This window comes from Bacillus sp. RZ2MS9 (assembly GCF_001816185.2).
Lineage (GTDB): Bacteria > Bacillota > Bacilli > Bacillales > Bacillaceae_G > Bacillus_A > Bacillus_A cereus.
In genome coordinates, this window is sequence record NZ_CP049978.1 from 675,236 (window position 1) to 701,421 (window position 26,186).

The window sequence follows — 26,186 nt, forward strand, 5'->3', positions numbered from 1 at the left end:
AAAGAAGCTGCTTATATTTAGCAGCTTCTTAGTCTTCATACATATGTAAAACTTCTTTTGCACGCATACGTAAACCATCTATCAATTCTATCGGTTCTAAAACTTTTGCATCTTTTCCGAGTCTATAAAATAAAGGAGTAATAAAATTGATTTCTCCTTTATCAATTGTTGAATGTATATATCCTGTCCCGTTTTCGTTTGTTACAACGAATTCTTCAAGGTAAGGCACGCTTTTACATTGGCGTACGCCTTCTGGTGACAGTAAAACATGTAACTGAGTAGGATTATGTACTACGTGAGAGTTAGAGGCAAACCACTCTTCTAAATTCATGAATGTATCTTCATTTTCTTCCGTTAATAATATAGAAAGAATACGATCGACGCGATACAGTAATGTTTTTTCTACATTAAAATCATAAGCAGGTAAATACCATAAACCATCATGCGCATATACACCGATAGGATGAACGTGTTTTGTTTTGATCCTTGATTTAGATTCGTATTGAAAGTGTAAATTTTTATTTTCAATAGCCGCTGTTAACACTTCGTTTAAAAGTGGTGTCTCAATTGTTCTTTTCGGATTCCAAAAGGCGATATAAGAACGTATTTTGTCAACTTTAGCTTTCGCATCATGTTGTAGGGAGCTATATAGTTTATGTGTAACGGAATTTATTTCTGTGTTAAAAGGCAAGTCTCTGTAGTAGCTTAAAGATTGAAAGGCAAAAAAGATAGAGACTGCTTCTTCTTCGGTAAATAAAATAGGTGGAATTACTCTATTCGTTAATACTTTATATCCTCCGTTGCGACCTTGTTCAGCGTAAATGGGTAATCCCATATCACTTAAATCTAAAATGTATCTATGGACAGTACGAACAGAAATATTAAATTCATCGGCTATTTCTTGAGCTGTAAATGCTTTTTTCGCAGAAGCAAATATAAGAATATCTAATAAGCGTTTAGCTTTTGACAAATGTATCACCTTTTTTCTTTTTAAACATGACATAAATTGTCGTGTTTTATTGTTAGTATATTGTTTACATCATAATGTTATCAAGATGAGGTATAAGGAGGAAAAAATATGTCACGTGAAATAGTTTTATTTATTGCGGCGAGCTTAGATGGATATATTGCGAAAGAAGATGATGATTTACAGTGGTTAATGGAAACCGAAGGAGAGGGAGATAACGGTTATACAGAAATGTACGAAACGATTGATACAATAATTATGGGAAAAAGAACGTATGATTATGTAGTAGAGCATATAGAACCATTCCCGTATTTAGATAAAAAATGTTATGTTTTTTCTAACTCAGAAAAAGGTTCAAACGAACACGTGGAGTTTGTAAATGAAGATGTAGTGGAGTTTACAAAAAGGTTAAAAGCACAAGAAGGATCTAAAATATGGATGGTTGGTGGAGGGAGTCTCTTAAGAGAGTTCTTTAAGAATAATCTAATTGATGAATATGTTGTTACGATTACACCTCACATATTAGGTTCTGGAGTTCCGTTATTTCAAGACAAGAACCCGGAAATTAATTTAACTTTAACGGATACGAAACGTTTTGGGCAATTTGTAAATTTATATTATAAAGTAAAGTGATAAAAAACACGACTATTGATGATAGTCGTGTTTCTTTATGGATGGTAATGAAATTATAAAGCAAGACCCATAATCGACTTCGCTCGTTACAGTAATATTTCCGCCGTGTAGTTCTACAATTTCTTTTACGATAGATAGTCCTAAACCAGTTCCGCCTGTAGCTCGTGTTCTCGCTTTATCAACTCGATAAAAACGATCGAAAATGTGAGGGAGGTCTTCAGGTGGAATCCCTTCCCCTTCATCTTCAATTGTAATGGAGATACGTTTATGTTCTTCTGTAATAGAAATGTTTATATGAGAATGTTCTTTTGAATGTCTATAAGCGTTATTTAAAATGTTTACTATAACTTGTTCAAATCGCTGTTCATCTAAGTTTACTACAAGTGTAGGAGGACAAGAGAAAGAAACTTTAATGTACCTTTCTTTATACATAGCGTTAACTTTTTCGGCTATGCGAGTAAGGAAGGTGTGTAAATGCACTTCCTTTACTTGAATAGAAAAGTTATGTTGTTCCATTTGTGCAAGTGAAAATAAATCTTGAACTAAGTTTGTAATATAATCAGACTCATCTTTTATAATAGATAAATATTGTAAACGTTGCTCAGGAGAGGTGCTTTCTTTTAATGCAATGTCTGCATAACCTCTTACGTATGTTAACGGTGTTCGTAATTCGTGAGCAACACTTGCTAGAAATTCACTTCGCTCTGTTTTCATATAATGTAAATCATTTGCGAGCGTTTGAATAGATGATGCTAGTTCACCAATTTCATCATTTCGAGTAGTCGTTAATGAAACGGACAAATCGCCTTTACTCATTTTTTCAGTTGCATGTTTCATGTGTAACAATGGTTTTGTTAATAAACGTGATAATAGGAAAATTGTGATGACTGTGAGTAGAAACGTGATGGCGCCAGCAATAATGAATTGTTTCGTTAATCCATTTACCAACTTTTCAATGGATTTTGTTCCAAGAAACATATACACATACCCTTCATGTTTTCCAGCTACTATGATAGGACTAACTGTACATATATAATTAGATGTTTTCCAATGATTTTCTATAATCGCTCCGTTATGGTCTGTTCGAGTCTGCATGCTACTAATGTGATTTTTTATAGTCGTGTTTATTTCGTTAGATTTAGCTAGCACTTCTTTATTTGTATTTGTAATAACGACAGTTGTTTCAGCTTCAGATTCCATTAATGCTACGTGAGAGATGGTTTGCTCATCGTAATATTTTTCAAGTACATCTCGATGACTATTTCCTCGCTTTAATAAAGCTGTCATTTCTTCATTTACTCTAGTGTTTACGAGACTATAATAGAGCAAAATAAAGAGAACACTTTCAATTAAAAGTGTAACAATTAAAAAATAAAATCCGAATTGAATTGAAATTCGTTTCATCGTTTTGCCCCTTACTGTTCAGTATCAACCCATCGATAACCTACTCCATACACGGTTTTTAAATGATGATCAATAGGGAAATTTGCTTTTCGCAATTTATCACGTAAATTACGAATATGCGAATCGACTGTGCGATCTTCTGTATTTGTGTTTAATCCCCAAATTCGTTCGATGAGCTGATCACGGTTTAATACGTAGTTCACATGGCGTAAAAATAATCCGAGTAAAGAAAATTCAATTGGTGTGAGAAGGAGTTCTTCACTATGGACAGAAACGAAGTGTTTTGTTTCATCCCATACAATACCGTGATATTGGATTTGTTTATGTTCATTTGTACGTCTTAAAACGGCTTCAATTCTTGCGAAAAGTTCTTCTTCATGGAAAGGTTTCGTTACGTAATCATCGGCTCCAAGTTTTAATCCTTGAACGACATCTACTGTTTGATCACGAGCTGTAACCATAATAATAGGAATGTTACTAAAAGATCGGATTTTTTTGCACGTTTCCCATCCGTCCATCTTTGGCATCATAATATCGAGTAAAACAAATTTAAAGTTTCGATTTTCTATATGTAAAATAGCTTCTTCTCCTGAAGTCGCACATACGCAGTTATATCCAATTGGGGTAAGATAAAGCGTTAATAATTCAAGCATTCTCGGTTCATCGTCTACGAGCAGTATATCAATCATAGAGAGCCCTCCATATTTATAATCGTTACTTAAAGTGTAATGCAAAATCATGAAGAAATGGTGCAGATTATGATGCGTCTGCATAATTTCTTCAGAATTGCTTGTTATTGTGGAGTTGAAATTACATTTTAGGTAATCATATTGGCTCAAAAATGATTAATACGGAGGCGGTATAGTGAAAAAAATGACCCGAATTTTTGGGATAACAATAATTACAGCAGTTGGTCTTGCTGCATGCGGACAAACGAATACAGACCATAAAAACCATGAATCTACAAAAGAGAAGAAAACAGAGCAAAAGGAAATGAAAATGAATCAGGAGGTAACGGCGCCAAAAGAAATGAACGAAGGTGCATCTAATGATTTATTAACGACAAGTCTAAAAAATGTGACGAGGTTAAATACAAATGACCCCCTAAAAATGGCAGTATTAACTTCGCAAACGATATGGCCAGCAACTCATAAGGAGAACCAGCCAGGTGCTGTTATTTTAGTACCAGCAAGCGAGTGGCAATTAGGTATTGCGAGTGCAGACCTTATTCATCATCCGAATAACGGGCCGATTTTATTTATAGAAAAAGAAAAGATACCGGAAATGACGTTAAAAGAAATAAAACGATTAAATCCAATCGGAACGAAAGACGGGACACAAATTATGGTGATGGGAGATGTAGGTACTAGCGCGCTTGAACAATTAAAAGGTTATAAAGTAAAACAAATAAAAGAAACGGACCCAGCTATATTTGCGAAGGATGTTGATAAGGAGTATGCCGATATAACAGGAAGCTACCCAAATAGTGTTATTATTGGTTCGTCTGCAGAAGAAGGCCGTTTATATACAACACCCGCTGTAAATTGGATTTCTCATATGCCGGAACCACTACTCTATACAGAAAAGAATAAAGTGCCAGAAGCGACAATAGAGGCATTAAAAATGAGAAAAGACAAAGCAAATATATATGTATTAGGGCCAGAAAAAATTGTTTCAAAAGAAGTGGAAAAAGAGCTGAGCAAATACGGGAAAGTAACGCGTATTAGTGGAGAGACTCCAACAGAAAATTCGGTTGCGTTTGCGAAATTTAAAGATGAAAAAACAAAATTTGGCTGGGGATTCACAAAACCTGGTCACGGTTTATCATTTGTTTCAAGCAAAACACCAGATTTAGCAGTTGCTGGGGCACCTTTTTCACATATGGGTAAACACGCACCTGTTGTCTTGTTAGAAGAAGGGAAAGCTTCACAACCAGTGTATGACTTCCTTGCAAGCATTCAGCCGAAGTTTAAAGATAATCCAACACTTGGACCATATAATCATGGCTTCTTATTAGGAAGTACGAGTGATATTTCATTTGAAACACAAGGAATACTAGATGAGAGGTTAGAAATTGTTCAGGAAAGTGGTCAAGGACACGGTGGACATTAATGAAATGAGCAAAGACGCTACTGATATAGCGTCTTTTTTTATTTTCCTCGACAAAATATGACAAAAAAGTTGTAACTGTTTCTGTTATGATAGTTTCGGAAATCTTACATTTTACATAATCGGAGGAAAAGAAATGTATAAAAAATTGGGTACTATTGCTTTAACAGGTGCACTTGCTTTTAGTTTAGCTGCTTGTGGTGAAACTGAAGTTAAAGAAGTGAGTAAAAACGATGCTCCTAAACAGGCTGAAAAGAAAGATAAAAAGGAAAAAGCTGAAAGCAAGATTTATAAAATTGGAGATACGGTAGAAGTTAATGGCTTACAACTTACTTTCAGTTCAGCTAAATTCGTTGAGCCTAACGAATACGTAAAAGCTGAAAAAGGGAAAGTACTAGAAATCGCTTTTAATGCTAAAAATAATGGCAAAAAAGATATATATTTTGGAACTTCTGAATTAAAAATTGCTGATACTAACGGCAACCAATTCAAAGAGTACTTTGGTGGGGAAAATACGTTTATAAACGAAAATATTGCGCCAGGTAACCAAATTACAAACAAAATGTTATTTGATGTACCAGAAGGTGATAAGTTTGTTGGTACATTTAAACCTACATTTACATTTGACGAGAAATCAGTGAAATTTGAATTTGAAGTTGCTAAATAAGGAGAGATTGAAATGAAAAGAACAGCTGAATTTGTATTAGGTCTTATTGGAGGTATTTTTGGTATTATTTGTGCATTTGTTGCTTTATTGATCGGCGGTATGGGAGCTGCTTTTGAAGCTGATGGAGCAAATACTGTTATTGGTTTAGGTTGGGGAGCTGTGGCTCTATCGATCTTAGGAATTGTTGGATCTGTTATGGTAAGAAGTAAAGCGAAGGTTGGCGGTATTATGATGACTGTGGCTGCTATCGGTGGATTTATTTGTATTTCTATAATTTACTTATTACCAGGCGTATTACTATTAATCGGTGGGTTAATGGGTATATTCCGTAAGGATAAAGCAACTGTATCTGCATAAAATGAGCACTCGAAAGAGTGCTCTTACTATTTTCATTAAATTAGCATAAACTCCTCTAATCCTAAACCATCCAAACTAAACCTCATATATGAAGTGGAAATATCTATAGAACTTTAAATGAATTCCCTTGGTAGCTAATATCTTGATCCTTGGATTATTCAATTAAATGAACTAAATTACATGTGCATTTTTCATTCATCCAAACAAAGTTCTCTTCATTTGACATACTGTAGAATCCGAAATCATTGTACGTTAAATCAACAATAGATGATAGTATATTTAAAGTTTTCCTGATATTCTCAGAAAAGAAGCTACGAAGGTAACATCTTTTTTCGGAAACTTTTACATAGCAAAAAATCTTCTACTCGTTATATAATAGCCTTCGTGCAGTCGGCTAGATTTTCTTATGGAGAAAATCAAATGATAAAGGAGTAGAGGAGTGGTATTTTGTTTCAAACGATAAAAAATGATTGGTTTTCTAATGTGAGAGGGGACGTGTTATCAGGAATTGTCGTTGCTTTAGCTTTAATTCCTGAAGCGATAGCCTTCTCTGTTATCGCTGGTGTGGATCCGACCGTTGGACTATACGCAGCCTTTTGTATTGCAGTTACCATTTCATTTGTTGGCGGAAGAACTGGGATGATTTCAGCTGCAACAGGTGCAATGGCATTATTAATGGTGACGCTCGTTAAAGATCATGGTTTCAATCGGAACGTTTGATTGGAACTCTGTAACAACAATTCATAAAGTACCAAAAGGAAACGCATTTGTTATGATCGTAACAGTAATTAGTGCGGTGTTATTTGCATTCAATATGGCAAAGATTCACGTGAAACATTTATATATTGAAAATAAGAAAATATACGAAATTCACGGTCAACTTTTCTTTGTAGCTACAGCCGATTTCATAAATAATTTTTCATTTAAAGAAGATGTAAAAGGAATTGAAATGAATTTTACTCATGCGCACGTATGGGATGATTCAGCAGTGGCATCAATTGATAAAGTTATCATGAAGTATGAACAAAGTGGTGTGAAAGTAACTATAACAGGATTAAATGAACGTAGTTCAAAACTTGTTGCAAATTTAGCGACTTATAATAAAAGAATTGCTAGTTAAAAGCCTCCTTTTTAGGGGGCTTTATTATATAATACGAGTAGGATAACGAAAAGGGGATTCAGCATATGTACAAACAAATTATATTAGCATGTGACGGTTCTGAACATGCACTTCGAGCAGCAGAGCATGCAACATATATTGCGAAATGTAGCGAAGAAACAAATGTTGAAGTTGTGTACGTAGTAGATAATAGAACGGCAAAATCAGATATTATACAAGGTCAAACAGATTTAGAAACAATATCGGCTAGTCGAAAAGATAAATTAAAAGAGATTGAAGGTTTATTAAAGAAAGAGAACATTTCTTATACAATTACGATATTACATGGTGATCCTGGAGATACAATTGTTCAATATGTAAATACAGGAGATATAGATCTTGTCATTGCTGGAAGTAGAGGGCTCAATACACTGCAGGAAATGGTGCTTGGAAGTGTAAGTCATAAAATAGCAAAACGAGTGAAATGTCCGGTGATGATTATAAAATGAAATAGAATGTAACGAAGACCTTAGTATAACTGAGGTCTTTTTTTATGTATAAATGACTCTTATTTGTGGAAATACTAGATATATAAGTTGAAAAGATGTTAACTTACAAATTTGTAAGTTAGTTGTTAGAGAAATCGATGTTATGAGATTTTTCCCATTGGTAAAATAAAAGTATCAAAGGGGAGATAGGGAGGATGGAAGTAATGAAATCATTTCAAAATTTGTCATATAGTCAAGGTGTCAGTCTTATTTGTTTAGGGGGATTTGCTGCATCTGTTACGTTAGCTGTTTTAATAAAGGTGTTTCATCAAATCTTTTAATCTTATAGTAGGGAAGGAATTGGTTGTTATCATTAGTAGGAACAGCAATGAAAATAAAAAATAGCTCTTAGCATGTATGTAAATGCTAAGAGCTATTTTTATGCTTGTTATATATTATTTAAGCTTGTTTTGATTTTACTGACCCTGTCTTTAAAGTAAGAGCAAGGAAGAACATTGCAAGTACGCAAGATGCAAGTAATAAGATGAATCCGCCATCCCATCCGAATGCATCCACGATAAAGCCCATAGCTGCACTAGCGAAAGCGGCTCCGCCTAAGTAACCGAAGAATCCAGTTAAGCCTGCTGCAGTTCCAGCAGCTTTCTTTGGTGCTAAATCTAGAGCGTGTAGACCAATTAACATAACCGGTCCGTAAATTAGAAATCCAATTGCGACAAGTGCGATACTATCAACCATTGGATTACCAGGAGGGTTTAACCAGTAAACAAGAACTGCGATAAATACACCGACCATAAATAGAATACCAGCAGGTGCACGACGTCCTTTAAATAGTTTATCACTCATCCATCCGCAAAGAAGTGTACCTGGAATACCAGCCCATTCATATAGAGCGTAAGCAGTACGTGAGCTACTATGAGTAAAGCTTTTTTCTTCTACTAAATAAGTAGGAGCCCAGTCTACAACGCCGTAACGTACGAAATATACGAAAACGTTCGCAATAGCGATGTACCATAAAAACTTATTGTTTAATACGTATTTAAATAAAATTTCCTTTACTGAAAGCTCGCGTTCGCGGTCTTTTACTTTTTCATCTGGTGGATATTCTCCAGTATGTTCTTCAATAGAAGGTAGTCCACAAGATTGAGGCGTATCTTTCATCGTAATTAATACATAAATACCAACTAAAATTGAAAGAATACCTGGGAAGTAAAAAATACTTTTCCAGTCATCTGCGAAGAAGTATAAGCCTAATGTTACAAGTGAAGGCATAAGCGCTCCGCCAACATTATGAGCGACGTTCCAAATAGACATTTTTGTACCACGTTCGCTAATAGAGAACCAGTGAACCATCGTACGACCACAAGGAGGCCATCCCATACCTTGTACCCATCCATTTAAAAACTGAAGTACAAACATAAGTATAATGCTCGTTGTAATGAAAGAAAATGAGCCGAAAATAATATTAATGATACCTGATAAAAATAGCCCAGCTGCTAAAAAGTAGCGAGGATTACAACGATCGGATACGATACCCATAAGAAATTTACTTAATCCGTAAGCGATAGAAACTGCTGAAAGGATAACCCCAAGTTCCCCTTTACTAAAGCCTTGCTCGATTAAGTATGGCATTGCTAGTGAAAAGTTTTTTCGAACAAAGTAGTAACCTGCATAACCGATGAAGATACCTAAGAATACTTGTAAACGTAATTTACGGTATTCGCTATCAACGCGATCAGCTGGTAAGCGTTCCGCGTGGGGCGCAGGTTTAAATAATTGTGTGAAAAACATAAAATGAAAATCCTCCCCTAATTAATTCGAAGCGTTTTAAGACAGAGAACATAAAAAGGCCATGAAATATAAAAAAGTTTCCTTTTTTATGATTCATAGCCGTGTACTCCGTTTCTCCGTGACTGTCAATATTAACTTCGTCGAAAATTATACAACTTTGTGACAAAAATGTAAACGTTTTTATGAATAAAAGTATTGACGGATTTTGTTCGTGGGATTAATATTTAAATACATTAAATATTTTATTGTTTAAATAAGAGGTGGATAACATGCCAAATGATATGACGCATATCGATAAAATTCAAGCTCTTGCCTTTTCGATTGGAAAGAAAATGCAGACGGAGTTATTAGAACAAATGCAAGCGACAGGACTTACACCACCGCAGTTTTATATTTTAAAGATTTTAGATCATTATGGGGCTTCAAGAGCGACAACATTAGCGAAAAAGATGTATGTGAAGCCTAGCGCGATTACAGTGATGATTGATCGTCTAATCGATCAAGAACTTGTAGAACGCTATCACGACAAAGATGACCGTCGCGTTGTCATCATCGAGTTAACAAAAAAGGGGAAAGCTAGAGTAGAAGAGGCAATGACAGCTCGTAACGAGCATATTGCAAAATACTTTTCACATTTAGAGTTGCAAGAAAGAGAAGATTTATTACGTCTCTTTGAGAAGTTAGAAACCATTATTTGCGGGACACAAGAGAAAAAAGAGAATAACTAAGAGGAATTGAGGAGATTACATGGAGCAACAAGAAAATCAAAATAGAAAGTTGTTGTTAATCGGTTTAGTAATCGCGATGCTATTTGCTGCATTAGATGGAACAATTGTTGGTACAGCAATGCCACGTATCGTCGGTGACCTAGGCGGATTAAGTTTAATGACATGGTTAACGACAGCTTATATGTTAACATCAACGACAGTTGTACCAATTGCAGGTAAATTAGCGGATTTACTTGGTCGTCGTAACGTATATATAACAGGGCTAGTTATTTTCATGATTGGTTCGGCGTTATGTGGTATGGCGAATGGTATGACAGAATTAATTATTTTCCGTGGTATTCAAGGTCTTGGTGGCGGTATTATGATGCCAATGGCTATGATTATTATTGGAGATATGTTCACGGGAAAAGAACGTGCGAAATGGCAAGGTATTTTTGGTGCGTTATACGGTCTTGCTTCTGTAATTGGACCGCAAGTTGGTGGTTGGATTGTAGATGCAGTGAACTGGAGATGGGTATTCTACATTAACTTACCGGTTGGTATTTTAGCAACAATCTTTATTGCAATGGGATTAAAATCGCATAAACAAACAGGACCAATTAAAATCGATATCGCTGGAATCTTTACGATGATTCTCGGTGTTGTAAGTTTATTACTTGCGCTAACGTTTGGCGGAAAAGATTATGCATGGGATTCTTGGCAAATTATCGGTTTATTTGCACTAGCTGTAATTGGTATCGTTAGCTTTGTTATCGTTGAAACGAAAGCTGAAGAGCCAATTTTACCAATGCATTTCTTTAAAAATCGCACATTTACAATACTGAATGCGATTGGATTCTTTATGAGTATTGGAATGTTCGGCGCGATTATGTTCGTACCATTCTTCATGCAAGGTATTGTAGGAGTAAGTGCTGCTGAATCAGGAACAATTATGACTCCAATGATGATTACAATGATTGTGATGAGTATTATCGGTGGGCAACTTGTATTAAAAGTTGGTGTAAAACCACAAATTATCGCAGGTATGCTTATTATGGCCGGTGGTTTCTGGTTATTAACAACGATGGATATGCACACAACGAAGCTTACAGCTACTTCTTATATGATGGTTATCGGTTTAGGAATGGGTCTTGTAATGCCGACATTAACATTAGCGTTACAAGAAAGCTTCCCGAAAAAAGACCTTGGTGTTGTAACATCATCAAGTCAGTTCTTCCGACAAATCGGTGGTACATTTGGTATTACAATTTTAGGATCAATTATGAATAACACTTCAGGTGCGACATTAACAAAGAATTTAGTACCTGTATTAGATACATTCCCGAAAGAAGCGGGACAAATGGTAACGAAATTTAAAGATATGATTCACACAGATCCACAAGGTTTATATTCAATGCTATTTAGCCCAGAGGCATTAAAACAAATGCCAGAAGCGTTCGCTAACAGTATTGTACCTATTTTGAAAAACTCTTTAGTAGACTCGCTTCATACTGTATTCTTAACAGGATTAGTATTTATCGTAGTAGGTGCCATCTTTACGATTTTCTTACAAAAAATTAAATTGTCAGATCGTAAAAAAGATGCTAAAGAGCCTGCTGTAGAAGAAAAAGAAAAAACTGTATCATACTCGTAATGAAGAAGCATCGCCTTATGGCGGTGCTTTTTTGAGTATAACCTTAAAAGCTTTTTAGTGAGAAATGATTGACGTATTTTTAGAAATACGTTATATTATTTTCTGTAAACGGTTACATGAAATGAGGAGAAAAGAGAATGAGTACGATCAAAGACGTTGCGAAATTAGCGGGAGTATCTGTTGCGACCGTTTCCAGAGTTCTAAATAAAAATGGATATGTTCACGAAGATACATTAAAAAAGGTAGAACGTGCAATTGAGATGTTAGATTATAAGCCTAGTACAGTAGCGCGTTCACTGTATAATAAAAAGTCTCGTTTAATTGGCTTAGTTGTTCCAAATATCGTGAATCCATTCTTTCCGGAAGTTGCACGTGCCGTAGAAGATGTAGCACATAAACAAGGTTACACAGTTGTCCTTTGTAACTCTGATGAAAGTTTAGAAAAAGAGAAACAATATATTGATGTGCTTAGACAAAATAATGTAGATGGATTTATTGTAGCAACGAATCCACAAAATAGTGTTAATTACATGAATTTATCTATTCCAATTGTTGCGATTGACCGTATGTTTAATGAGCGTATTCCTACTGTATATGCAGATAACTATGCAGGAAGTCAGGCTGCGACAAAGTTGTTACTAGATAAAGGATGTAAACATATTGCACATATTCGTGGTCCACGTGATGTGAGTACTGCAAATGAACGTTTTGAAGGTTTTGTAGACGTTATTACGCAAAATAATCTTTCGTATATGATTGCAGAGAGTACGTTTGATCCAGCAAATAGTGAGCGTGTAGCGATGGAATTATTAGAAGAATACCCGCATATTGATGGTATTGTTGCTGGGAATGATTTAATTGCGATTGGTATTGTAAAGGCTGCACTTCAAAAGGGGATTGTCATTCCAAATGATTTACAAATTATCGGATTTGATGGAATTTCTTTAACGGAAATGATGTATCCATCTATTACAACAGTTGCACAACCGATATATGAAATGGGGAAAATTGCAACAGAGTTGTTGTTAGAGCAAATGGAAGGAAATACATTAGAAGAGAAACACTATCGTTTGCCGATCGAAATTATAGAACGAAATACAACAAAGTAAGGAGATGAAACAGATGCCAAATATTGCAGTAGTAGGAAGCATTTCAATGGATTTAGTGGCTGTTTCAAAAAAACGGCCGAAAGCAGGAGAAACAGTAATTGGTGAAGCGTTTCATACAATCCCAGGAGGGAAAGGAGCAAACCAAGCAGTTGCTGCAGCTAGATTAGGAGCAAATGTAGCAATGGTTGGAGCGGTAGGAAATGATGATTATGGAACAGTAGTTAGAAAAAATCTAGAGAACGAACGCATTTTTATCGATTATGTGGTACCGGTTACAGATAGAACGACAGGAATTGCTCATATCGTTTTAGCAGAAGAAGATAACAGTATTGTTGTCGTACAAGGGGCAAATGCTCTTGTAAATAAGTCAGTTGTAGATCGCTCCAAAGACCTTCTTGTAAAAGCGGATATGGTTGTTCTTCAACTAGAAATTCCACTTGAAACAGTAAAATATGTATTGGCTATTTGTGAGGAACATAATATTCCTGTTATGTTGAATCCAGCGCCAGCACAAGTTTTATCAGAAGGAATTTTAGAAAAGGCGACTTATATTACGCCAAATGAACATGAGTGCCGCATCGTATTAGATGATTTTACATCACCAATTGAAGATTTATTGGCGAAGTATCCCAATAAATTATTGATGACAGAAGGTTCTAACGGTGTTCGTTTCCATAATGGCACGGAGATTGTACATGTTCCTAGCATTGCTGTTGATGTAGTGGATACAACTGGAGCTGGTGATACATTTAATGGTGCGTTAGCAGTTGCACTTTCTGAAGGAGAGACACTTCAAAAAGCAATTCGTTTCGCGAATATTGCCGGTGGTCTTTCTGTAACGAAACTTGGGGCGCAAGGCGGTATGCCAACGAGAGATAAAGTACGTGAAGTGCAGGTGATTGTTGGATGAAGAAGCACGGCGTATTAAACAGTGAGATTGCATCAATCCTTGCTTCACTTGGGCATACGGATACGATTGTAATTGCTGATTGCGGTTTACCAATTCCTGACGGAGTAAAAAGAATTGATTTAGCTGTTGAAATTGGAAAACCTAGCTTTTTAGATGTATTGCAAGTGGTAGCTGATGATATGGCAATCGAAAAAGTGACGTTAGCAGAAGAAGTCATTATAAATAATGCGGAAGTAAATAAAGAAATAGAGCAGAAATTAATAGAGCCAGCATTTGAGTATGTATCTCATGAGCAATTTAAAGAGCATACAAAGAAAGCGAAGGCGATTATTCGTACAGGCGAGGCTACGCCTTATGCAAATGTAATTTTACATGCAGGCGTGATTTTTTAATAAAGGGAAGTGATGGGAATGCATATTGAAATGAAAAACATTTCAAAGGCGTTCAATGGAAATCCTGTTTTGAAGAATGCACAGTTTATGATTGAAACAGGAGAAGTCCATGCATTGATGGGGGAAAATGGAGCGGGTAAATCAACGCTCATGAAGATTTTAACAGGTGTATACAAAAAAGATGGTGGGACAATCACGATTGATGGGCAAGAGCGCACCTTTAAAAATGCGAAAGAAGCTGAAGAGTACGGCATCGCATTTATACATCAAGAACTAAACATATTGCCGAATTTAACAGTAGCTGAAAATATGTTTCTCGGTAAAGAGTTAATGTATGGGAAAACAGGTATTTTACGCACTCGACAAATGAACGCGATTGCGCAGCAGCAACTAGCGGAGTTAGGGTTGCATGTAAGAGGCGCTATGTTAGCAGAGGAATTATCGGTTGGACAACAGCAAATTATCGAAATTGCGAAAGCATTAATGACAAACGCGAGCGTTATTATTATGGATGAACCTACTGCGGCACTGACGGATCGTGAAATTGAAACGCTCTTTACAGTAATCAATAAGTTACGTAAAGAAGGTGTTTCATTCGTGTACATTTCGCATCGTATGGAAGAGATTTTCTCAATATGTGATGCTATTACGATTTTGCGTGATGGAGAATTCGTCGGAAAGAGATTAATTCCAGAAACATCATTTGATGAAGTAGTGAGTATGATGGTGGGGCGCAGCATTGGTGAACGTTATCCAGAGCGAAATAGTCAAATTGGTGATGTCATTTTTGAAATGCGTAACGGAACGAAGAAAGGGAAATTTGAAAATGTTTCGTTTCAAGTGAGGAAAGGTGAAATCATTGGTGTAGCTGGTTTGATGGGGGCTGGTCGCACTGATATTATGAAAGCGATATTTGGATACGAACCTTTAGACTCTGGACAAATTTTTATAAATGGACAAGAAGTAAAGATTGATAGTCCAATAGATGCAATTAGACAAAGAATTGCTTTCATTACAGAAGATAGAAAGTCTGAAGGATTAGTGTTAGATTTTTCAATTCGAGAAAATTTAACTTTACCGAATTTAGAAAGTCTTTCAAAGGGAAGTGTTCTAAGCAACGAGCTAGAACAACAGTTTACGGCGGATATGATGAAACTTCTTAATGTGAAAGCATCTAGCGGAGAGCAGGCAGTGAAATCTCTTTCTGGTGGAAATCAGCAAAAGGTTGTAATCGCAAAATGGCTAGGCATTCATCCGCAGTTACTCATTTTAGATGAACCAACAAGGGGTGTTGATGTTGGAGCGAAAAAAGAAATTTACTCTATTATGAATAAGCTTACGGAGCAAGGAGATGCCGTTATTATGGTATCATCTGAGCTTCCAGAAGTTTTAGGGATGAGTGATCGTGTTCTTGTTATTCATGAAGGAAAAGTAGGCGGAATTTTAGGGAAAGATGAGGCATCACAAGAGTCTATTATGGCACTAGCTACAGGGGGAGAGTAAGGATGACTAAGAAGGGGAATGTATTACAACAACTCGGTTCTTTAATCGGTTTAGTATTAATTATCGTCGTAATTACAGCTTTAAATCCAGCGTTTATTGAAATTCCAAATTTATTTAATATACTGCGTCAAGTATCGATTAATGCGCTTATTGCATTCGGAATGACCTTCGTAATTTTAACAGGGGGTATTGACTTATCGGTAGGTTCTATTTTAGCATTATCAAGTGCACTTGTTGCTGGAATGATGGCAAGTGGCATGGATCCGTTCCTTGCAATGGCAGTTGGATTATTAGCAGGTCTTGTAATGGGAATTGTAAACGGTATCATCATTGCGAAAGGAAAAGTAGCTCCATTTATTGCAACTTTGGCAACAATGACTATTTTTCGTGGGTTGACGCTTGTTTATATGGACGGACGTCCGATCACTGGTCTTGGTGATCATTTAATGTTCCAAATGTTTGGCCGCGGTTATTTTCTTGGTATTCCGGTACCAGCTGTTACAATGATGATCGCTTTCGCAGTACTGTACTTCATTTTGAAGAAAACGACATTTGGTCGCCGTACATTTGCAATTGGTGGAAATGAAGAAGCAGCAGCACTATCAGGTATTAATGTTACGAGAATTAAAGTAATGATTTACGGTCTTTCCGGAATTTTGGCAGCGCTTGCAGGTATTGTCTTAACATCACGATTAGATTCTGCACAGCCGACTGCAGGTACTTCTTATGAATTAGATGCAATTGCAGCAGTTGTATTAGGTGGAACAAGTCTTTCTGGGGGAAGAGGATGGATTGTTGGTACATTCATCGGTGTACTTATTATCGGTGTATTAAATAACGGTTTAAATTTATTAGGTGTATCTTCTTTCTTCCAACAAGTTGTAAAAGGACTTGTAATCTTACTAGCTGTATTAATTGATCGCAGAAAAGAAGCGTAATGGAGGGACAGTTCATGAAGAAATGGTTACTTATACTCGTTGCATGTATTATGGTCATTACTGCTGGTTGTTCAATGGAACCGCCAGAATGGGCAAAGGATTCTAGCGATAAAGGTCGAAATAAAACTATTAAAGTTGGATTCTCTGTTTCAACTTTAAATAATCCCTTTTTTGTAACTTTGAAAAAGGGTGCAGAAAAGAAAGCGAAAGATAGTGGCATCGAATTAATTGCTGTTGATGCACAAAATGATGCAGCAAAGCAAACGAACGATGTTGAAGATTTAATTCAAAAGGGTGTCGATGTAGTTGTTATTAATCCGACCGATTCAGATGCTGTTGCTTCAGCAGTAAGTGCGGCGAATGCAGCAAATGTTCCTGTTATTACAGTAGACCGCGTTGCGAATTCAGGTAAGGTTGTTTCTCACATTGCTTCTAACAATATTGAAGGTGGTCAAATGGCTAGTGATTACATTCGGGAATTAGTTGGCGAAGGAGCAAACGTTGCTGAGTTAGAAGGAATCCCTGGATCTTCCGCTGCTCGTGAACGTGGGAAAGGATTCCATAACGTAGCCGATAAGTCTTTAAAAGTAGTTGCAAAACAAGCGGCTGATTTTGATAGAGCGAAAGGATTATCTGTTATGGAAAACATTTTGCAAGCAAATGGTGATATTAAAGCCGTGTTTGCGCATAACGATGAGATGGCATTAGGTGCACTTGAAGCATTGAAGTCTGCTGGAAAAACAGATGTAGTCGTTGTTGGATTTGATGCAACAGACGATGCAGTGAAAGCGGTTAACGATGGGCGTATGGCTGCAACAGTTGCTCAAAAACCGGAATTAATCGGGGAGAAGGCGATGCAAACAGCAAAAGAGATAACACAAGGTAAAAAAGTGGACAAATCTATTCCGATTGAATTAGAGCTTATTAAGAAAAATAAATAAATATAAAATGAAAATTAGGAAGGAAGAACAACAAATGAAATTCTTTATTGATACAGCAAACGTTAACGAAATTAAAGAGGCAAATGAATTAGGTGTATTAGCTGGAGTAACGACAAATCCATCACTTGTAGCAAAAGAAGGCGTAGACTTCCACGAACGCATTCGTGAAATTTGCAACGTTGTAGAAGGACCTGTAAGTGCAGAAGTAATTAGCTTAGAAGCTGATAAGATGATTGAAGAAGGAAAAGAACTAGCGAAGATTGCTCCAAACGTTGTAGTAAAAGTTCCAATGACAACAGAAGGTTTAAAAGCAGTAAAAGCGTTCTCTGATTTAGGAATTCGTACAAACGTTACATTAGTGTTCTCAGCAGTTCAAGCATTACTTGCAGCTCGTGCTGGTGCAACATACGTTTCACCATTCTTAGGTCGCTTAGACGATATCGGTCATAACGGTATGGACTTAATTCGTCAAATCGCAGAAATCTTTGCAATTCATGGCATCGAAACAGAAATCATTGCAGCATCTGTACGTCACAGTGTTCACGTAACTGACGCAGCATTAAACGGTGCACATATTGCAACAATCCCAGCAAACGTAATTGCTTCATTAGTGAAGCACCCATTAACAGATCAAGGAATTGAGAAATTCTTAGCTGATTGGGAAAAAACACAAGAGAAATAATAGAAAAGCAAGAATCCTAGTTTAATTGACTAGGATTCTTTTTTTTATTTAAAAGAATTTTCATGCAATTTTGCATATTGTCTTTTAAATTTGTTATATAAGATATTTAATATATATCACATAACTCTTTATTTTTCATATTTCGACATAAAGTGAAACTTTAATCAGTGGGGGCTTTGTTCATCCCCCCACTGATTATTAATTGAACCAAGGGATAAAAAGATAGAGGGTCTGACCAGAAAACTGGAGGGCATGATTCTATAACAAAAAGCTTAATGTTTATAGAATTATGTCTTTTTATATAGGGAGGGTAGTAAACAGAGATTTCGACAAAAACGCACCAATTTATCTGAATTTTAAGTTTTATAAAAGGGGAGAAATGGAATGAGAAGAAAAGCACCATTTAAAGTGTTGTCATCATTAGCAATTGCGGCAATTATCGGATGTACATCTGTAATGAGTGCTCCGTTAGCATATGCAGAAACGGCAGCAAAAAAGAAAGATAATGTATCTACAACACCAATTGATTACAATTTAATTCAAGAAGATCGTTTAGCGGAAGCACTGAAAGAAAGAGGAACAATTAATCCATCATCTTCTAAAGAAGAGACGAAAAAAGCTGTTGAGCAATATATTGAAAAGAAACAAGGAGATCAGGCGAATAAAGAAATTCTTCCAGATGCTCACTCACAAGAAACGTCTGATTTCACAAAAAAAGTAAAAGAGAAAAAGATGGAAGAAAAGGAAAATGTAAAAAAGGCTGAAAAAAATGTTAGCCTTGAGCAAAAGCCAGAACCAAATAAAAATCAATTGAATGGGCAAGTTCCAACTTCAAAAGCAAAGCAAGCTCCATATAAGGGATCTGTTCGATCAGATAAAGTATTAGTGCTACTCGTTGAATTTAGTGATTATAAACATAATAATATTGATCAAACACCAGGTTATATGTATTCGAAAGACTTTAGTAGAGAACATTATCAAAAGATGTTGTTCGGTAATGAGCCGTATACTTTATTTGATGGTTCAAAAGTAAAAACGTTTAAACAATACTATGAAGAGCAGTCTGGTGGTAGTTATACGACAGATGGATATGTAACGGAGTGGCTAACTGTTCCAGGAAAAGCATCTGATTATGGAGCTGATGGTAGCAGTGGGCACGATAATAAAGGTCCGAAAGGTGCACGTGATTTAGTGAAAGAAGCTTTGCATGCAGCTGCTGAGAAAGGACTAGATTTATCCCAGTTTGATCAATTTGATAGATATGATACAAACGGGGACGGGAATCAAAATGAACCTGACGGTGTAATTGATCATTTAATGGTAATCCATGCTGGTGTTGGTCAAGAAGCTGGTGGCGGTAAATTAGGTGATGATGCGATCTGGTCACATCGTTCAAAATTAGCAGTAGATCCAGTAGCGATTGAAGGTACGAAATCAAAGGTAGATTACTTTGGTGGTAAAGTAGCAGCACATGATTACACAATTGAACCAGAAGATGGAGCTGTAGGTGTGTTTGCACATGAATTTGGACATGATCTTGGATTACCAGATGAATATGACACGAAATATACTGGAAATGGTTCACCAGTCGAAGCTTGGTCATTAATGAGTGGAGGTAGTTGGACAGGGAAAATCGCAGGAACAGAGCCGACTAGTTTTTCACCACAAAATAAAGACTTCTTACAAAAGAATATGGGTGGCAACTGGGCAAAAATATTAGAAGTAGATTACGATAAAATTAAGAGTGGTGTGGGAGTTCCTACCTATATTGATCAAAGTGTTACGAAATCAAATCGTCCAGGCGTTGTACGTGTTAACTTACCAGGTAAAAGTGTTGAAACGATTAAACCGGAGTTTGGAAAGCATGCATATTATAGTACAAGAGGCGATGATATGCATACAACGTTAGAGACACCATTCTTTGATTTAACAAAGGGAACAAATGCAAAATTCGATTATAAAGCAAATTATGAGTTAGAAGCAGAGTGCGATTTCGTCGAAGTACATGCAGTAACAGAAGATGGAACGAAGACGTTAATTGATAGACTTGGAGAAAAAGTAGTCCAAGGAGATAAAGATACAACAGATGGGAAATGGATTGATAAATCATATGATTTAAGTCAATTTAAAGGCAAAAAAGTGAAACTACAATTCGACTATATTACAGATCCGGCTGTAACATATAAAGGTTTTGCGATGGATAATGTAAATGTAACTGTTGATGGACAAGTTGTATTTTCTGATGATGCAGAAGGACAGTCTAAAATGAATTTAAATGGTTTTGTTGTTTCTGATGGGACAGAGAAGAAAGCTCATTACTACTACTTAGAATGGAGAAACTATGCGGGATCAGATAATGGATTAAAAGCAGGAAAAGGTCCAGTGTATAATACAGGTCTTGTCGTTTGGTATGCAGATGATAGTTTTAAAGATAACTGGGTTGGGATGCATCCAGGTGAAGGATTCCTTGGTGTTGTTGACTCTCATCCAGAAGCGCTAGTTGGTAATTTAAACGGGAAACCAGCATACGGTAATACGGGCATGCAAATTGCAGATGCTGCATTTTCATTTGATAAAACACCAGCATGGAGTGTAAATTCATTAACACGTGGTCAGTTTAACTATTCTGGATTACAAGGTGTTACAACTTTTGATGATTCAAAAGTATATAGTAACAAGCAAATTGCAGACGCAGGAAGAAAAGTTCCAAACCTTGGACTTAAATTCCAAGTTGTTGGACAGGCAGAAGATAAATCGGCAGGTGCTGTTTGGATTAAACGTTAATAACATAAAAGCACATTCTTCATATGAAGAGTGTGCTTTTTAATTTGTACAGTAAGTTATTATTTTAGTTTATGTAATACAAGTTTTTATTCATGTGTAGTGTATCAAATTATGTGGGGAAAGGAAATATTTCCGAGGAAATTGTCGAAGTATCGTCAGTATTTATAAACTTTCTGTTTAAAAGAAGAGATGTATTATTGCCTTTACGGCTCAATTTATTTACATTGTTATTTGGTTATACACAAAAGTAATATATTCGGCAGTAAAAGAGCGCTATTGGATAGTGTTCTTTTTGTAGATAGAAAGGAGTTGAGTTAAATGAAAGAAATAATTGAATGTCCACAGTGTGAAGGAGAGATTACTGCGCAACATATTATTGATCTCCCGCATCCTTTTTCATTCAGATGTCCACACTGCAAGGTGAGGTTAAAAGAAATGAGAATCACACCGTGCTTAATATTAGCAGCAATTTGTATCATTCCACTGTTTATTATAATTGGAGAGAGTATTAAGGAATTACTAGTAAAATATTTTTCTATTATAGATGATGTACCAACTGTACTTATTTTCTTCTTATTTTGTTATCCATTGTATTATTTCTATGAAAAATATAATGCTATATTGTTTATTAAATACGGCTTATTGAAAGTTAAAAGTTGAATTGAATAGGAGATTATCATAATGCTTTGGAAAATATATTTAGTTATTGTAGCAATGTTAGCTATTATTTCGTTAGTAAGGGGCATGTTTCAAACACCAATTCAAAAGTTTGACTTTGTAGTTTCTATTATTACGTGGATAGGGCTCTTTGGTTTTGTATTTGATATACAAATATTAACCTCAATTGTTTGGAAATGTATCTTCTTGTTTAGCGTCATTTGGACTTTAACTGCAGTTTTTGTTTTTCGTTTATATGAAGAGCGAGATGAGCCGTTACCTTTTATATTTAAATTAATTGGCATTATTCCAACGCTTCCATTATATTACGGATTATATCAATATGCATTTTAAAAAAGACAATGATGGATTATCCCATCATTGTCTTTTTTACTTTGCTTCTTACATAAATCATCCCAGCAAATGTTAATAAAAATGCTGTCCCGATAATGAAGCTGATGCTAGGTGATGCTCCGATTGCGCCGACTGTAAAGGAGCCAGCAACAACTCCTAATGAGAAGAAGGCATAAAATAATCCGAATGCCTTTCCGCGATTATCGTCTGTAGTATTTTCAACAAGTAAAGCGTTAATAGACGGGAAGAGGATTGCGAATCCAATTCCATAAATCATCATTACGATAAAGAGCATACCTTTTGTAGCAAATAATCCGAGTAAAGATAATGCGAATGCCATAACTGCAATTCCGATTAGCATTAGTTTCGAACGATTAAATCGATCGTAAATACGATTTGTTGGAAGCAAGAAGAAGAGGATAGCAGTTATACCAAATACACTTAACATCATGCCTGTTGTGGATGCTTTAAGCGCTAATGCCTCAACTTTTACTGGTAACATATAAGTGACAATTCCTTGTGAAAACATTAATGTGAAAGCACCAATATATGCTTGTAATAACGGTTCTGATTTTAAAAGTTCAACCATATCTTCTTTGTTCATTATTTGCGTTCTTGATGTATCTTTTCTTGATACGTTATTTGGTAAGAAGAATAGAGATACGATCGTACCAAGAGCCATTAAAATAGAAATAGTAATGAAGACCCATTCTACGCCAGCTGTTGCTTTCATAATACCGCTGAAAGCCGGTCCTACGATTGCGGCTGTTCCAACAGCAGCACCAGACAGAGCCATTGCTTTTCCTTGTCTTTTTGCATTTGTTTGTTTTGATAAAAATGTAAAGGCAGCAGGAATTAAAAAGCCATCACTAAATCCATGCATAAAGCGAACAACTAATAGTTGTTCACCACTTTGAACAACGGTGTATAACAAGACTATGAAACTCGTAATTCCCATGCTTATATAAAGGATTTTTTTTGCACCAAATTTATCGACAGCTGCTCCTGCAATAATATTCCCGATCATATTAGCGAATGAGTACATACCGACAACTAGCCCGATAATAAGAGGGGTTCCTCCAAGGCTTTGAGCGAAAGTACTCATAATAGGTAATTGTGAAAATGTATCTAAAAATGCCACGATAACGATAAAGTAAATAAAATATTTCAAGCGATATTCACCTCTCCTATGCTATTATGGCACAATGCTAATTTCACCTGCAATGAAATTGAATTAACAGATGTGGAAAAAAGTACAAAGTGACAAAATATTGAACGTTATTTGTAAAAAATTAGTAGAGATACGATTGTTTTTTTGAAATATATGGATAGAAGTATTATAATAGAATTGTAAACTTCACCAGGTTAAGTATATACATAGAGAGGGATGTATAAAATGAAAGCACTACTTTGGCATAATCAACGTGATGTACGAGTAGAAGAAGTACCAGAACCAACAGTAAAACCAGGAACAGTGAAAATCAAAGTTAAATGGTGTGGTATTTGTGGGACAGACTTGCATGAATATTTAGCAGGGCCTATTTTTATTCCAACAGAAGAACATCCATTAACACATGTGAAAGCACCTGTTATTTTAGGTCATGAGTTTAGTGGTGAGGTAATAGAGATTGGTGAAGGAGTTACATCTCATAAAGTGGGAGACCGCGTTGTTGTAGAACCAATTTATTCTTGTGGTAAATGTGAAGCTTGTAAACATGGACATTACAATGTTTGTGAACAACTTGTTTTCCACGGTCTTGGCGGAGAAGGCGGCGGTTTCTCTGAATATACAGTAGTACCAGAAGATATGGTTCATCACATTCCAGATGAAATGACATATGAACAAGGTGCGCTTGTAGAACCAGCAGCAGTAGCAGTTCATGCAGTACGTCAAAGTAAATTAAAAGAAGGGGAAGCAGTAGCAGTATTTGGTTGCGGTCCAATTGGACTTCTTGTTATCCAAGCAGCTAAAGCAGCAGGAGCAACTCCTGTTATTGCAGTTGAACTTTCTAAAGAACGTCAAGAGTTAGCGAAATTAGCAGGTGCGGATTATGTATTAAATCCAGCAACTCAAGATGTGTTAGCTGAAATTCGTAACTTAACAAATGGTTTAGGTGTAAATGTTAGCTTTGAAGTAACAGGTGTTGAAGTTGTACTACGCCAAGCGATTGAAAGTACAAGCTTCGAAGGACAAACTGTAATTGTTAGTGTATGGGAAAAAGACGCAACAATTACTCCAAATAACTTAGTATTAAAAGAAAAAGAAGTTATTGGTATTTTAGGATACCGTCACATCTTCCCAGCTGTTATTAAATTAATTAGCTCTGGTCAAATTCAAGCAGAGAAATTAATTACGAAAAAAATTACAGTCGATCAAGTTGTTGAAGAAGGATTTGAAGCACTTGTAAAAGATAAAACACAAGTGAAAATTCTTGTTTCACCTAAATAAGATAGAATTGAATAGAGTAGCCCTTTTCTAGAAATAGAAGAGGGCTACTTTTTTTCTATACTGAAAGGTGATAGACTTTCCTTTGACTAAATGTATTTTTGTTTGGAAGGGAGAATCTAATGCTTTCATTTTTGTTAACTTTAAAGCGAATGTTAAGAGCCTGTTTACGAGCGTGGAAAGATAAAGAATTTCAAGTATTATTCGTATTAACAATTTTGACTTTAATATCGGGTACGATTTTTTATAGTACAGTTGAAGAATTACGTCCTATTGACGCTTTATATTTTAGTGTGGTCACGTTGACGACTGTCGGTGATGGGAATTTTAGTCCGCAAACTGATTTCGGAAAGATATTTACAATCTTATACATATTTATTGGGATTGGATTAGTGTTTGGATTTATTCATAAGTTAGCAGTTAATGTACAATTGCCAAGTATATTATCGAATAGAAAAAAAGAGTAAAGCATTCAGATGCTTTACTCTTTTTTTACATTAGTTTAGACAAGCCTTAATAATAGTTTATTAAAATGAAAGTGTATTCATTCATTATATTCACTGTGTATAAAGTTATAATGATATGAACATTTGCATATTTTAATTTATTGATAGAAATTTCGTGAAAGGTGGGATATTCTAGTCATAGGTTAACCGGATGACATCATAGGATCCTAACAAAATGTTTACAATAATTCAATTATAAAATGGAGGATTTTATATGAAAAAGAAAGTACTTGCTTTAGCGGCAGCTATTACATTAGTTGCTCCATTACAAAGTGTTGCATTTGCTCATGAAAATGATGGGGGACAGAGATTTGGAGTTATTCCGCGCTGGTCTGCTGAAGATAAACATAAAGAAGGCGTGAATTCTCATTTATGGATTGTAAACCGTGCAATTGATATTATGTCTCGTAATACAACACTTGTAAAACAAGATCGAGTTGCACTATTAAATGAATGGCGTACGGAGTTAGAGAACGGTATTTATGCTGCTGACTATGAAAATCCTTACTATGATAATAGCACATTTGCTTCACATTTCTATGACCCTGACAATGGGAAAACTTATATTCCGTATGCAAAGCAGGCAAAGGAAACTGGAGCTAAGTATTTTAAATTAGCTGGTGAGTCTTACAAAAATAAAGATATGAAACAAGCATTCTTCTATTTAGGATTATCTCTTCATTATCTAGGGGATGTAAACCAACCGATGCATGCAGCAAACTTTACGAACCTTTCGTATCCACAAGGGTTCCATTCTAAATATGAAAACTTTGTAGATACGATAAAAGATAACTATAAAGTAACGGATGGAAATGGATATTGGAACTGGAAAGGTACGAATCCAGAAGATTGGATTCATGGAGCGGCAGTAGTTGCGAAACAAGATTACGCTGGCATTGTAAATGATAATACGAAAGATTGGTTCGTGAGAGCTGCTGTATCACAAGAATATGCAGATAAATGGCGCGCTGAAGTTACACCAATGACAGGTAAGCGTTTAATGGATGCACAACGTGTTACTGCTGGATATATTCAGCTTTGGTTTGATACGTACGGAAATCGTTAAGTAT

26 protein-coding genes and 1 pseudogene are annotated in these 26,186 nt (G+C 35.8%); 22 read left to right on the forward strand and 5 right to left on the reverse strand.

The window, feature by feature from the left end:
* Positions 1–28: 28 nt before the first annotated feature.
* On the reverse strand, positions 29–1,003 hold the full coding sequence (locus tag BHV55_RS03400) for a helix-turn-helix transcriptional regulator (RefSeq protein WP_139147434.1): 975 nt from the start codon (positions 1,001–1,003) through the stop codon (positions 29–31).
* Positions 1,004–1,078: 75 nt separating this feature from the next.
* On the opposite strand from BHV55_RS03400, the gene BHV55_RS03405 reads away from it, so the two are divergent.
* The gene (locus tag BHV55_RS03405; protein ID WP_000085764.1) at positions 1,079–1,600 is read left to right on the forward strand and encodes a dihydrofolate reductase family protein; all 522 of its coding nucleotides are present in this window, start codon (positions 1,079–1,081) and stop codon (positions 1,598–1,600) included.
* Positions 1,601–1,612: 12 nt separating this feature from the next.
* On the opposite strand, the gene BHV55_RS03410 is transcribed toward BHV55_RS03405, so the two are convergent.
* Positions 1,613–3,004, reverse strand: a complete 1,392-nt coding sequence (locus BHV55_RS03410) for a sensor histidine kinase (protein ID WP_070758196.1) — start codon at positions 3,002–3,004, stop codon at positions 1,613–1,615.
* An 11-nt stretch (positions 3,005–3,015) separates the two neighbouring features.
* Positions 3,016–3,693: a response regulator transcription factor gene (locus BHV55_RS03415; RefSeq protein ID WP_000565484.1), complete on the reverse strand. Its 678-nt coding sequence runs from the start codon at positions 3,691–3,693 to the stop codon at positions 3,016–3,018.
* A 175-nt stretch (positions 3,694–3,868) separates the two neighbouring features.
* Between BHV55_RS03415 and BHV55_RS03420 the strand changes: the two genes are divergently transcribed.
* The 6 genes and pseudogenes from BHV55_RS03420 to BHV55_RS03445 all read left to right on the forward strand — a co-directional run bounded on the left by BHV55_RS03420 (position 3,869) and on the right by BHV55_RS03445 (position 8,065).
* Positions 3,869–5,116, forward strand: coding sequence for a hypothetical protein (locus BHV55_RS03420; RefSeq protein ID WP_000738868.1), 1,248 nt, complete (start codon positions 3,869–3,871; stop codon positions 5,114–5,116).
* Between the two features lie 133 nt (positions 5,117–5,249).
* The gene (locus BHV55_RS03425) at positions 5,250–5,780 is read left to right on the forward strand and encodes a DUF4352 domain-containing protein (protein WP_000277056.1); all 531 of its coding nucleotides are present in this window, start codon (positions 5,250–5,252) and stop codon (positions 5,778–5,780) included.
* 12 nt (positions 5,781–5,792) lie between these two features.
* Positions 5,793–6,137, forward strand: coding sequence for a DUF4064 domain-containing protein (locus BHV55_RS03430; protein WP_000831286.1), 345 nt, complete (start codon positions 5,793–5,795; stop codon positions 6,135–6,137).
* A 447-nt stretch (positions 6,138–6,584) separates the two neighbouring features.
* Positions 6,585–7,257: pseudogene (locus BHV55_RS03435) on the forward strand (sodium-independent anion transporter).
* A 65-nt stretch (positions 7,258–7,322) separates the two neighbouring features.
* A complete protein-coding gene (locus BHV55_RS03440) occupies positions 7,323–7,745 on the forward strand; it encodes a universal stress protein (protein ID WP_000277998.1) in 423 nt (140 codons plus the stop codon).
* 203 nt (positions 7,746–7,948) lie between these two features.
* Positions 7,949–8,065, forward strand: a complete 117-nt coding sequence (locus tag BHV55_RS03445; protein ID WP_000834733.1) for a DUF4027 family protein — start codon at positions 7,949–7,951, stop codon at positions 8,063–8,065.
* A gap of 118 nt (positions 8,066–8,183) precedes the next feature.
* Here the strand turns inward: BHV55_RS03445 and glpT are convergent, their stop codons facing one another.
* Positions 8,184–9,533 carry a glycerol-3-phosphate transporter gene (glpT, locus tag BHV55_RS03450; RefSeq protein ID WP_000466383.1) on the reverse strand — a complete coding sequence of 450 codons (1,350 nt, stop codon included), beginning with the start codon at positions 9,531–9,533 and terminating at the stop codon, positions 8,184–8,186.
* A gap of 269 nt (positions 9,534–9,802) precedes the next feature.
* On the opposite strand from glpT, the gene BHV55_RS03455 reads away from it, so the two are divergent.
* From BHV55_RS03455 to BHV55_RS03510, 12 genes are all read left to right on the forward strand, one after another.
* Complete coding sequence (locus BHV55_RS03455; RefSeq protein ID WP_001132365.1) at positions 9,803–10,261, forward strand: MarR family winged helix-turn-helix transcriptional regulator; 459 nt, start codon at positions 9,803–9,805, stop codon at positions 10,259–10,261.
* A gap of 19 nt (positions 10,262–10,280) precedes the next feature.
* On the forward strand, positions 10,281–11,894 hold the full coding sequence (locus tag BHV55_RS03460) for an MDR family MFS transporter (protein ID WP_000437645.1): 1,614 nt from the start codon (positions 10,281–10,283) through the stop codon (positions 11,892–11,894).
* 137 nt (positions 11,895–12,031) lie between these two features.
* A complete protein-coding gene (gene rbsR / locus BHV55_RS03465; protein WP_000104034.1) occupies positions 12,032–13,003 on the forward strand; it encodes a ribose operon transcriptional repressor RbsR in 972 nt (323 codons plus the stop codon).
* Between the two features lie 13 nt (positions 13,004–13,016).
* The gene (gene rbsK / locus BHV55_RS03470) at positions 13,017–13,913 is read left to right on the forward strand and encodes a ribokinase (RefSeq protein WP_001132867.1); all 897 of its coding nucleotides are present in this window, start codon (positions 13,017–13,019) and stop codon (positions 13,911–13,913) included.
* Complete coding sequence (gene rbsD / locus BHV55_RS03475) at positions 13,910–14,305, forward strand: D-ribose pyranase (protein WP_048568075.1); 396 nt, start codon at positions 13,910–13,912, stop codon at positions 14,303–14,305. The genes rbsK and rbsD overlap by 4 nt, the downstream gene beginning before the upstream one ends.
* Before the next feature lie 18 nt (positions 14,306–14,323).
* Entirely contained in the window at positions 14,324–15,808 is a 1,485-nt protein-coding gene (gene rbsA, locus BHV55_RS03480; RefSeq protein ID WP_070758250.1) for a ribose ABC transporter ATP-binding protein RbsA, read from the forward strand.
* Positions 15,809–15,810: 2 nt separating this feature from the next.
* The gene (locus BHV55_RS03485; protein WP_000162129.1) at positions 15,811–16,746 is read left to right on the forward strand and encodes an ABC transporter permease subunit; all 936 of its coding nucleotides are present in this window, start codon (positions 15,811–15,813) and stop codon (positions 16,744–16,746) included.
* 14 nt (positions 16,747–16,760) lie between these two features.
* On the forward strand, positions 16,761–17,687 hold the full coding sequence (gene rbsB / locus BHV55_RS03490) for a ribose ABC transporter substrate-binding protein RbsB (RefSeq protein ID WP_000758974.1): 927 nt from the start codon (positions 16,761–16,763) through the stop codon (positions 17,685–17,687).
* A gap of 34 nt (positions 17,688–17,721) precedes the next feature.
* Positions 17,722–18,369 carry a fructose-6-phosphate aldolase gene (fsa, locus tag BHV55_RS03495; protein ID WP_000667698.1) on the forward strand — a complete coding sequence of 216 codons (648 nt, stop codon included), beginning with the start codon at positions 17,722–17,724 and terminating at the stop codon, positions 18,367–18,369.
* A gap of 384 nt (positions 18,370–18,753) precedes the next feature.
* Positions 18,754–21,153 (forward strand): M6 family metalloprotease immune inhibitor InhA2, encoded by a 2,400-nt coding sequence (gene inhA2 / locus BHV55_RS03500; RefSeq protein ID WP_001252962.1) that lies wholly within the window; start codon positions 18,754–18,756, stop codon positions 21,151–21,153.
* Positions 21,154–21,471: 318 nt separating this feature from the next.
* Complete coding sequence (locus BHV55_RS03505) at positions 21,472–21,813, forward strand: hypothetical protein (RefSeq protein ID WP_000658667.1); 342 nt, start codon at positions 21,472–21,474, stop codon at positions 21,811–21,813.
* A 21-nt stretch (positions 21,814–21,834) separates the two neighbouring features.
* Positions 21,835–22,164, forward strand: coding sequence for a hypothetical protein (locus BHV55_RS03510; RefSeq protein ID WP_000964465.1), 330 nt, complete (start codon positions 21,835–21,837; stop codon positions 22,162–22,164).
* A 16-nt stretch (positions 22,165–22,180) separates the two neighbouring features.
* Here the strand turns inward: BHV55_RS03510 and BHV55_RS03515 are convergent, their stop codons facing one another.
* Positions 22,181–23,335, reverse strand: coding sequence for an MFS transporter (locus tag BHV55_RS03515; protein WP_048568077.1), 1,155 nt, complete (start codon positions 23,333–23,335; stop codon positions 22,181–22,183).
* Positions 23,336–23,560: 225 nt separating this feature from the next.
* On the opposite strand from BHV55_RS03515, the gene bdhA reads away from it, so the two are divergent.
* The 3 genes from bdhA to cerA all read left to right on the forward strand — a co-directional run bounded on the left by bdhA (position 23,561) and on the right by cerA (position 26,182).
* Positions 23,561–24,613, forward strand: a complete 1,053-nt coding sequence (gene bdhA, locus BHV55_RS03520; RefSeq protein WP_000645827.1) for a (R,R)-butanediol dehydrogenase — start codon at positions 23,561–23,563, stop codon at positions 24,611–24,613.
* Positions 24,614–24,732: 119 nt separating this feature from the next.
* Positions 24,733–25,077 (forward strand): potassium channel family protein, encoded by a 345-nt coding sequence (locus BHV55_RS03525; RefSeq protein WP_000948209.1) that lies wholly within the window; start codon positions 24,733–24,735, stop codon positions 25,075–25,077.
* Positions 25,078–25,330: 253 nt separating this feature from the next.
* On the forward strand, positions 25,331–26,182 hold the full coding sequence (gene cerA, locus BHV55_RS03530) for a phospholipase CerA (protein ID WP_000730997.1): 852 nt from the start codon (positions 25,331–25,333) through the stop codon (positions 26,180–26,182).
* Positions 26,183–26,186: the final 4 nt, after the last annotated feature.

Excerpts from the sequence above, each read along its gene's own strand:
- BHV55_RS03400 (WP_139147434.1), bottom strand. The coding sequence starts at position 1,003 with ATGTCATGTTTAAAAAGAAAAAAGGTGATACATTTGTCAAAAGCTAAA.
- BHV55_RS03405 (WP_000085764.1), top strand. The coding sequence starts at position 1,079 with ATGTCACGTGAAATAGTTTTATTTATTGCGGCGAGCTTAGATGGATAT.
- BHV55_RS03410 (WP_070758196.1), bottom strand. The coding sequence starts at position 3,004 with ATGAAACGAATTTCAATTCAATTCGGATTTTATTTTTTAATTGTTACA.
- BHV55_RS03415 (WP_000565484.1), bottom strand. The coding sequence starts at position 3,693 with ATGATTGATATACTGCTCGTAGACGATGAACCGAGAATGCTTGAATTA.
- BHV55_RS03425 (WP_000277056.1), top strand. The coding sequence starts at position 5,250 with ATGTATAAAAAATTGGGTACTATTGCTTTAACAGGTGCACTTGCTTTT.
- BHV55_RS03430 (WP_000831286.1), top strand. The coding sequence starts at position 5,793 with ATGAAAAGAACAGCTGAATTTGTATTAGGTCTTATTGGAGGTATTTTT.
- BHV55_RS03440 (WP_000277998.1), top strand. The coding sequence starts at position 7,323 with ATGTACAAACAAATTATATTAGCATGTGACGGTTCTGAACATGCACTT.
- BHV55_RS03445 (WP_000834733.1), top strand. The coding sequence starts at position 7,949 with ATGAAATCATTTCAAAATTTGTCATATAGTCAAGGTGTCAGTCTTATT.
- glpT (WP_000466383.1), bottom strand. The coding sequence starts at position 9,533 with ATGTTTTTCACACAATTATTTAAACCTGCGCCCCACGCGGAACGCTTA.
- BHV55_RS03455 (WP_001132365.1), top strand. The coding sequence starts at position 9,803 with ATGCCAAATGATATGACGCATATCGATAAAATTCAAGCTCTTGCCTTT.
- BHV55_RS03460 (WP_000437645.1), top strand. The coding sequence starts at position 10,281 with ATGGAGCAACAAGAAAATCAAAATAGAAAGTTGTTGTTAATCGGTTTA.
- rbsR (WP_000104034.1), top strand. The coding sequence starts at position 12,032 with ATGAGTACGATCAAAGACGTTGCGAAATTAGCGGGAGTATCTGTTGCG.
- rbsK (WP_001132867.1), top strand. The coding sequence starts at position 13,017 with ATGCCAAATATTGCAGTAGTAGGAAGCATTTCAATGGATTTAGTGGCT.
- rbsD (WP_048568075.1), top strand. The coding sequence starts at position 13,910 with ATGAAGAAGCACGGCGTATTAAACAGTGAGATTGCATCAATCCTTGCT.
- rbsA (WP_070758250.1), top strand. The coding sequence starts at position 14,324 with ATGCATATTGAAATGAAAAACATTTCAAAGGCGTTCAATGGAAATCCT.
- BHV55_RS03485 (WP_000162129.1), top strand. The coding sequence starts at position 15,811 with ATGACTAAGAAGGGGAATGTATTACAACAACTCGGTTCTTTAATCGGT.
- rbsB (WP_000758974.1), top strand. The coding sequence starts at position 16,761 with ATGAAGAAATGGTTACTTATACTCGTTGCATGTATTATGGTCATTACT.
- fsa (WP_000667698.1), top strand. The coding sequence starts at position 17,722 with ATGAAATTCTTTATTGATACAGCAAACGTTAACGAAATTAAAGAGGCA.
- inhA2 (WP_001252962.1), top strand. The coding sequence starts at position 18,754 with ATGAGAAGAAAAGCACCATTTAAAGTGTTGTCATCATTAGCAATTGCG.
- BHV55_RS03505 (WP_000658667.1), top strand. The coding sequence starts at position 21,472 with ATGAAAGAAATAATTGAATGTCCACAGTGTGAAGGAGAGATTACTGCG.
- BHV55_RS03510 (WP_000964465.1), top strand. The coding sequence starts at position 21,835 with ATGCTTTGGAAAATATATTTAGTTATTGTAGCAATGTTAGCTATTATT.
- bdhA (WP_000645827.1), top strand. The coding sequence starts at position 23,561 with ATGAAAGCACTACTTTGGCATAATCAACGTGATGTACGAGTAGAAGAA.
- BHV55_RS03525 (WP_000948209.1), top strand. The coding sequence starts at position 24,733 with ATGCTTTCATTTTTGTTAACTTTAAAGCGAATGTTAAGAGCCTGTTTA.
- cerA (WP_000730997.1), top strand. The coding sequence starts at position 25,331 with ATGAAAAAGAAAGTACTTGCTTTAGCGGCAGCTATTACATTAGTTGCT.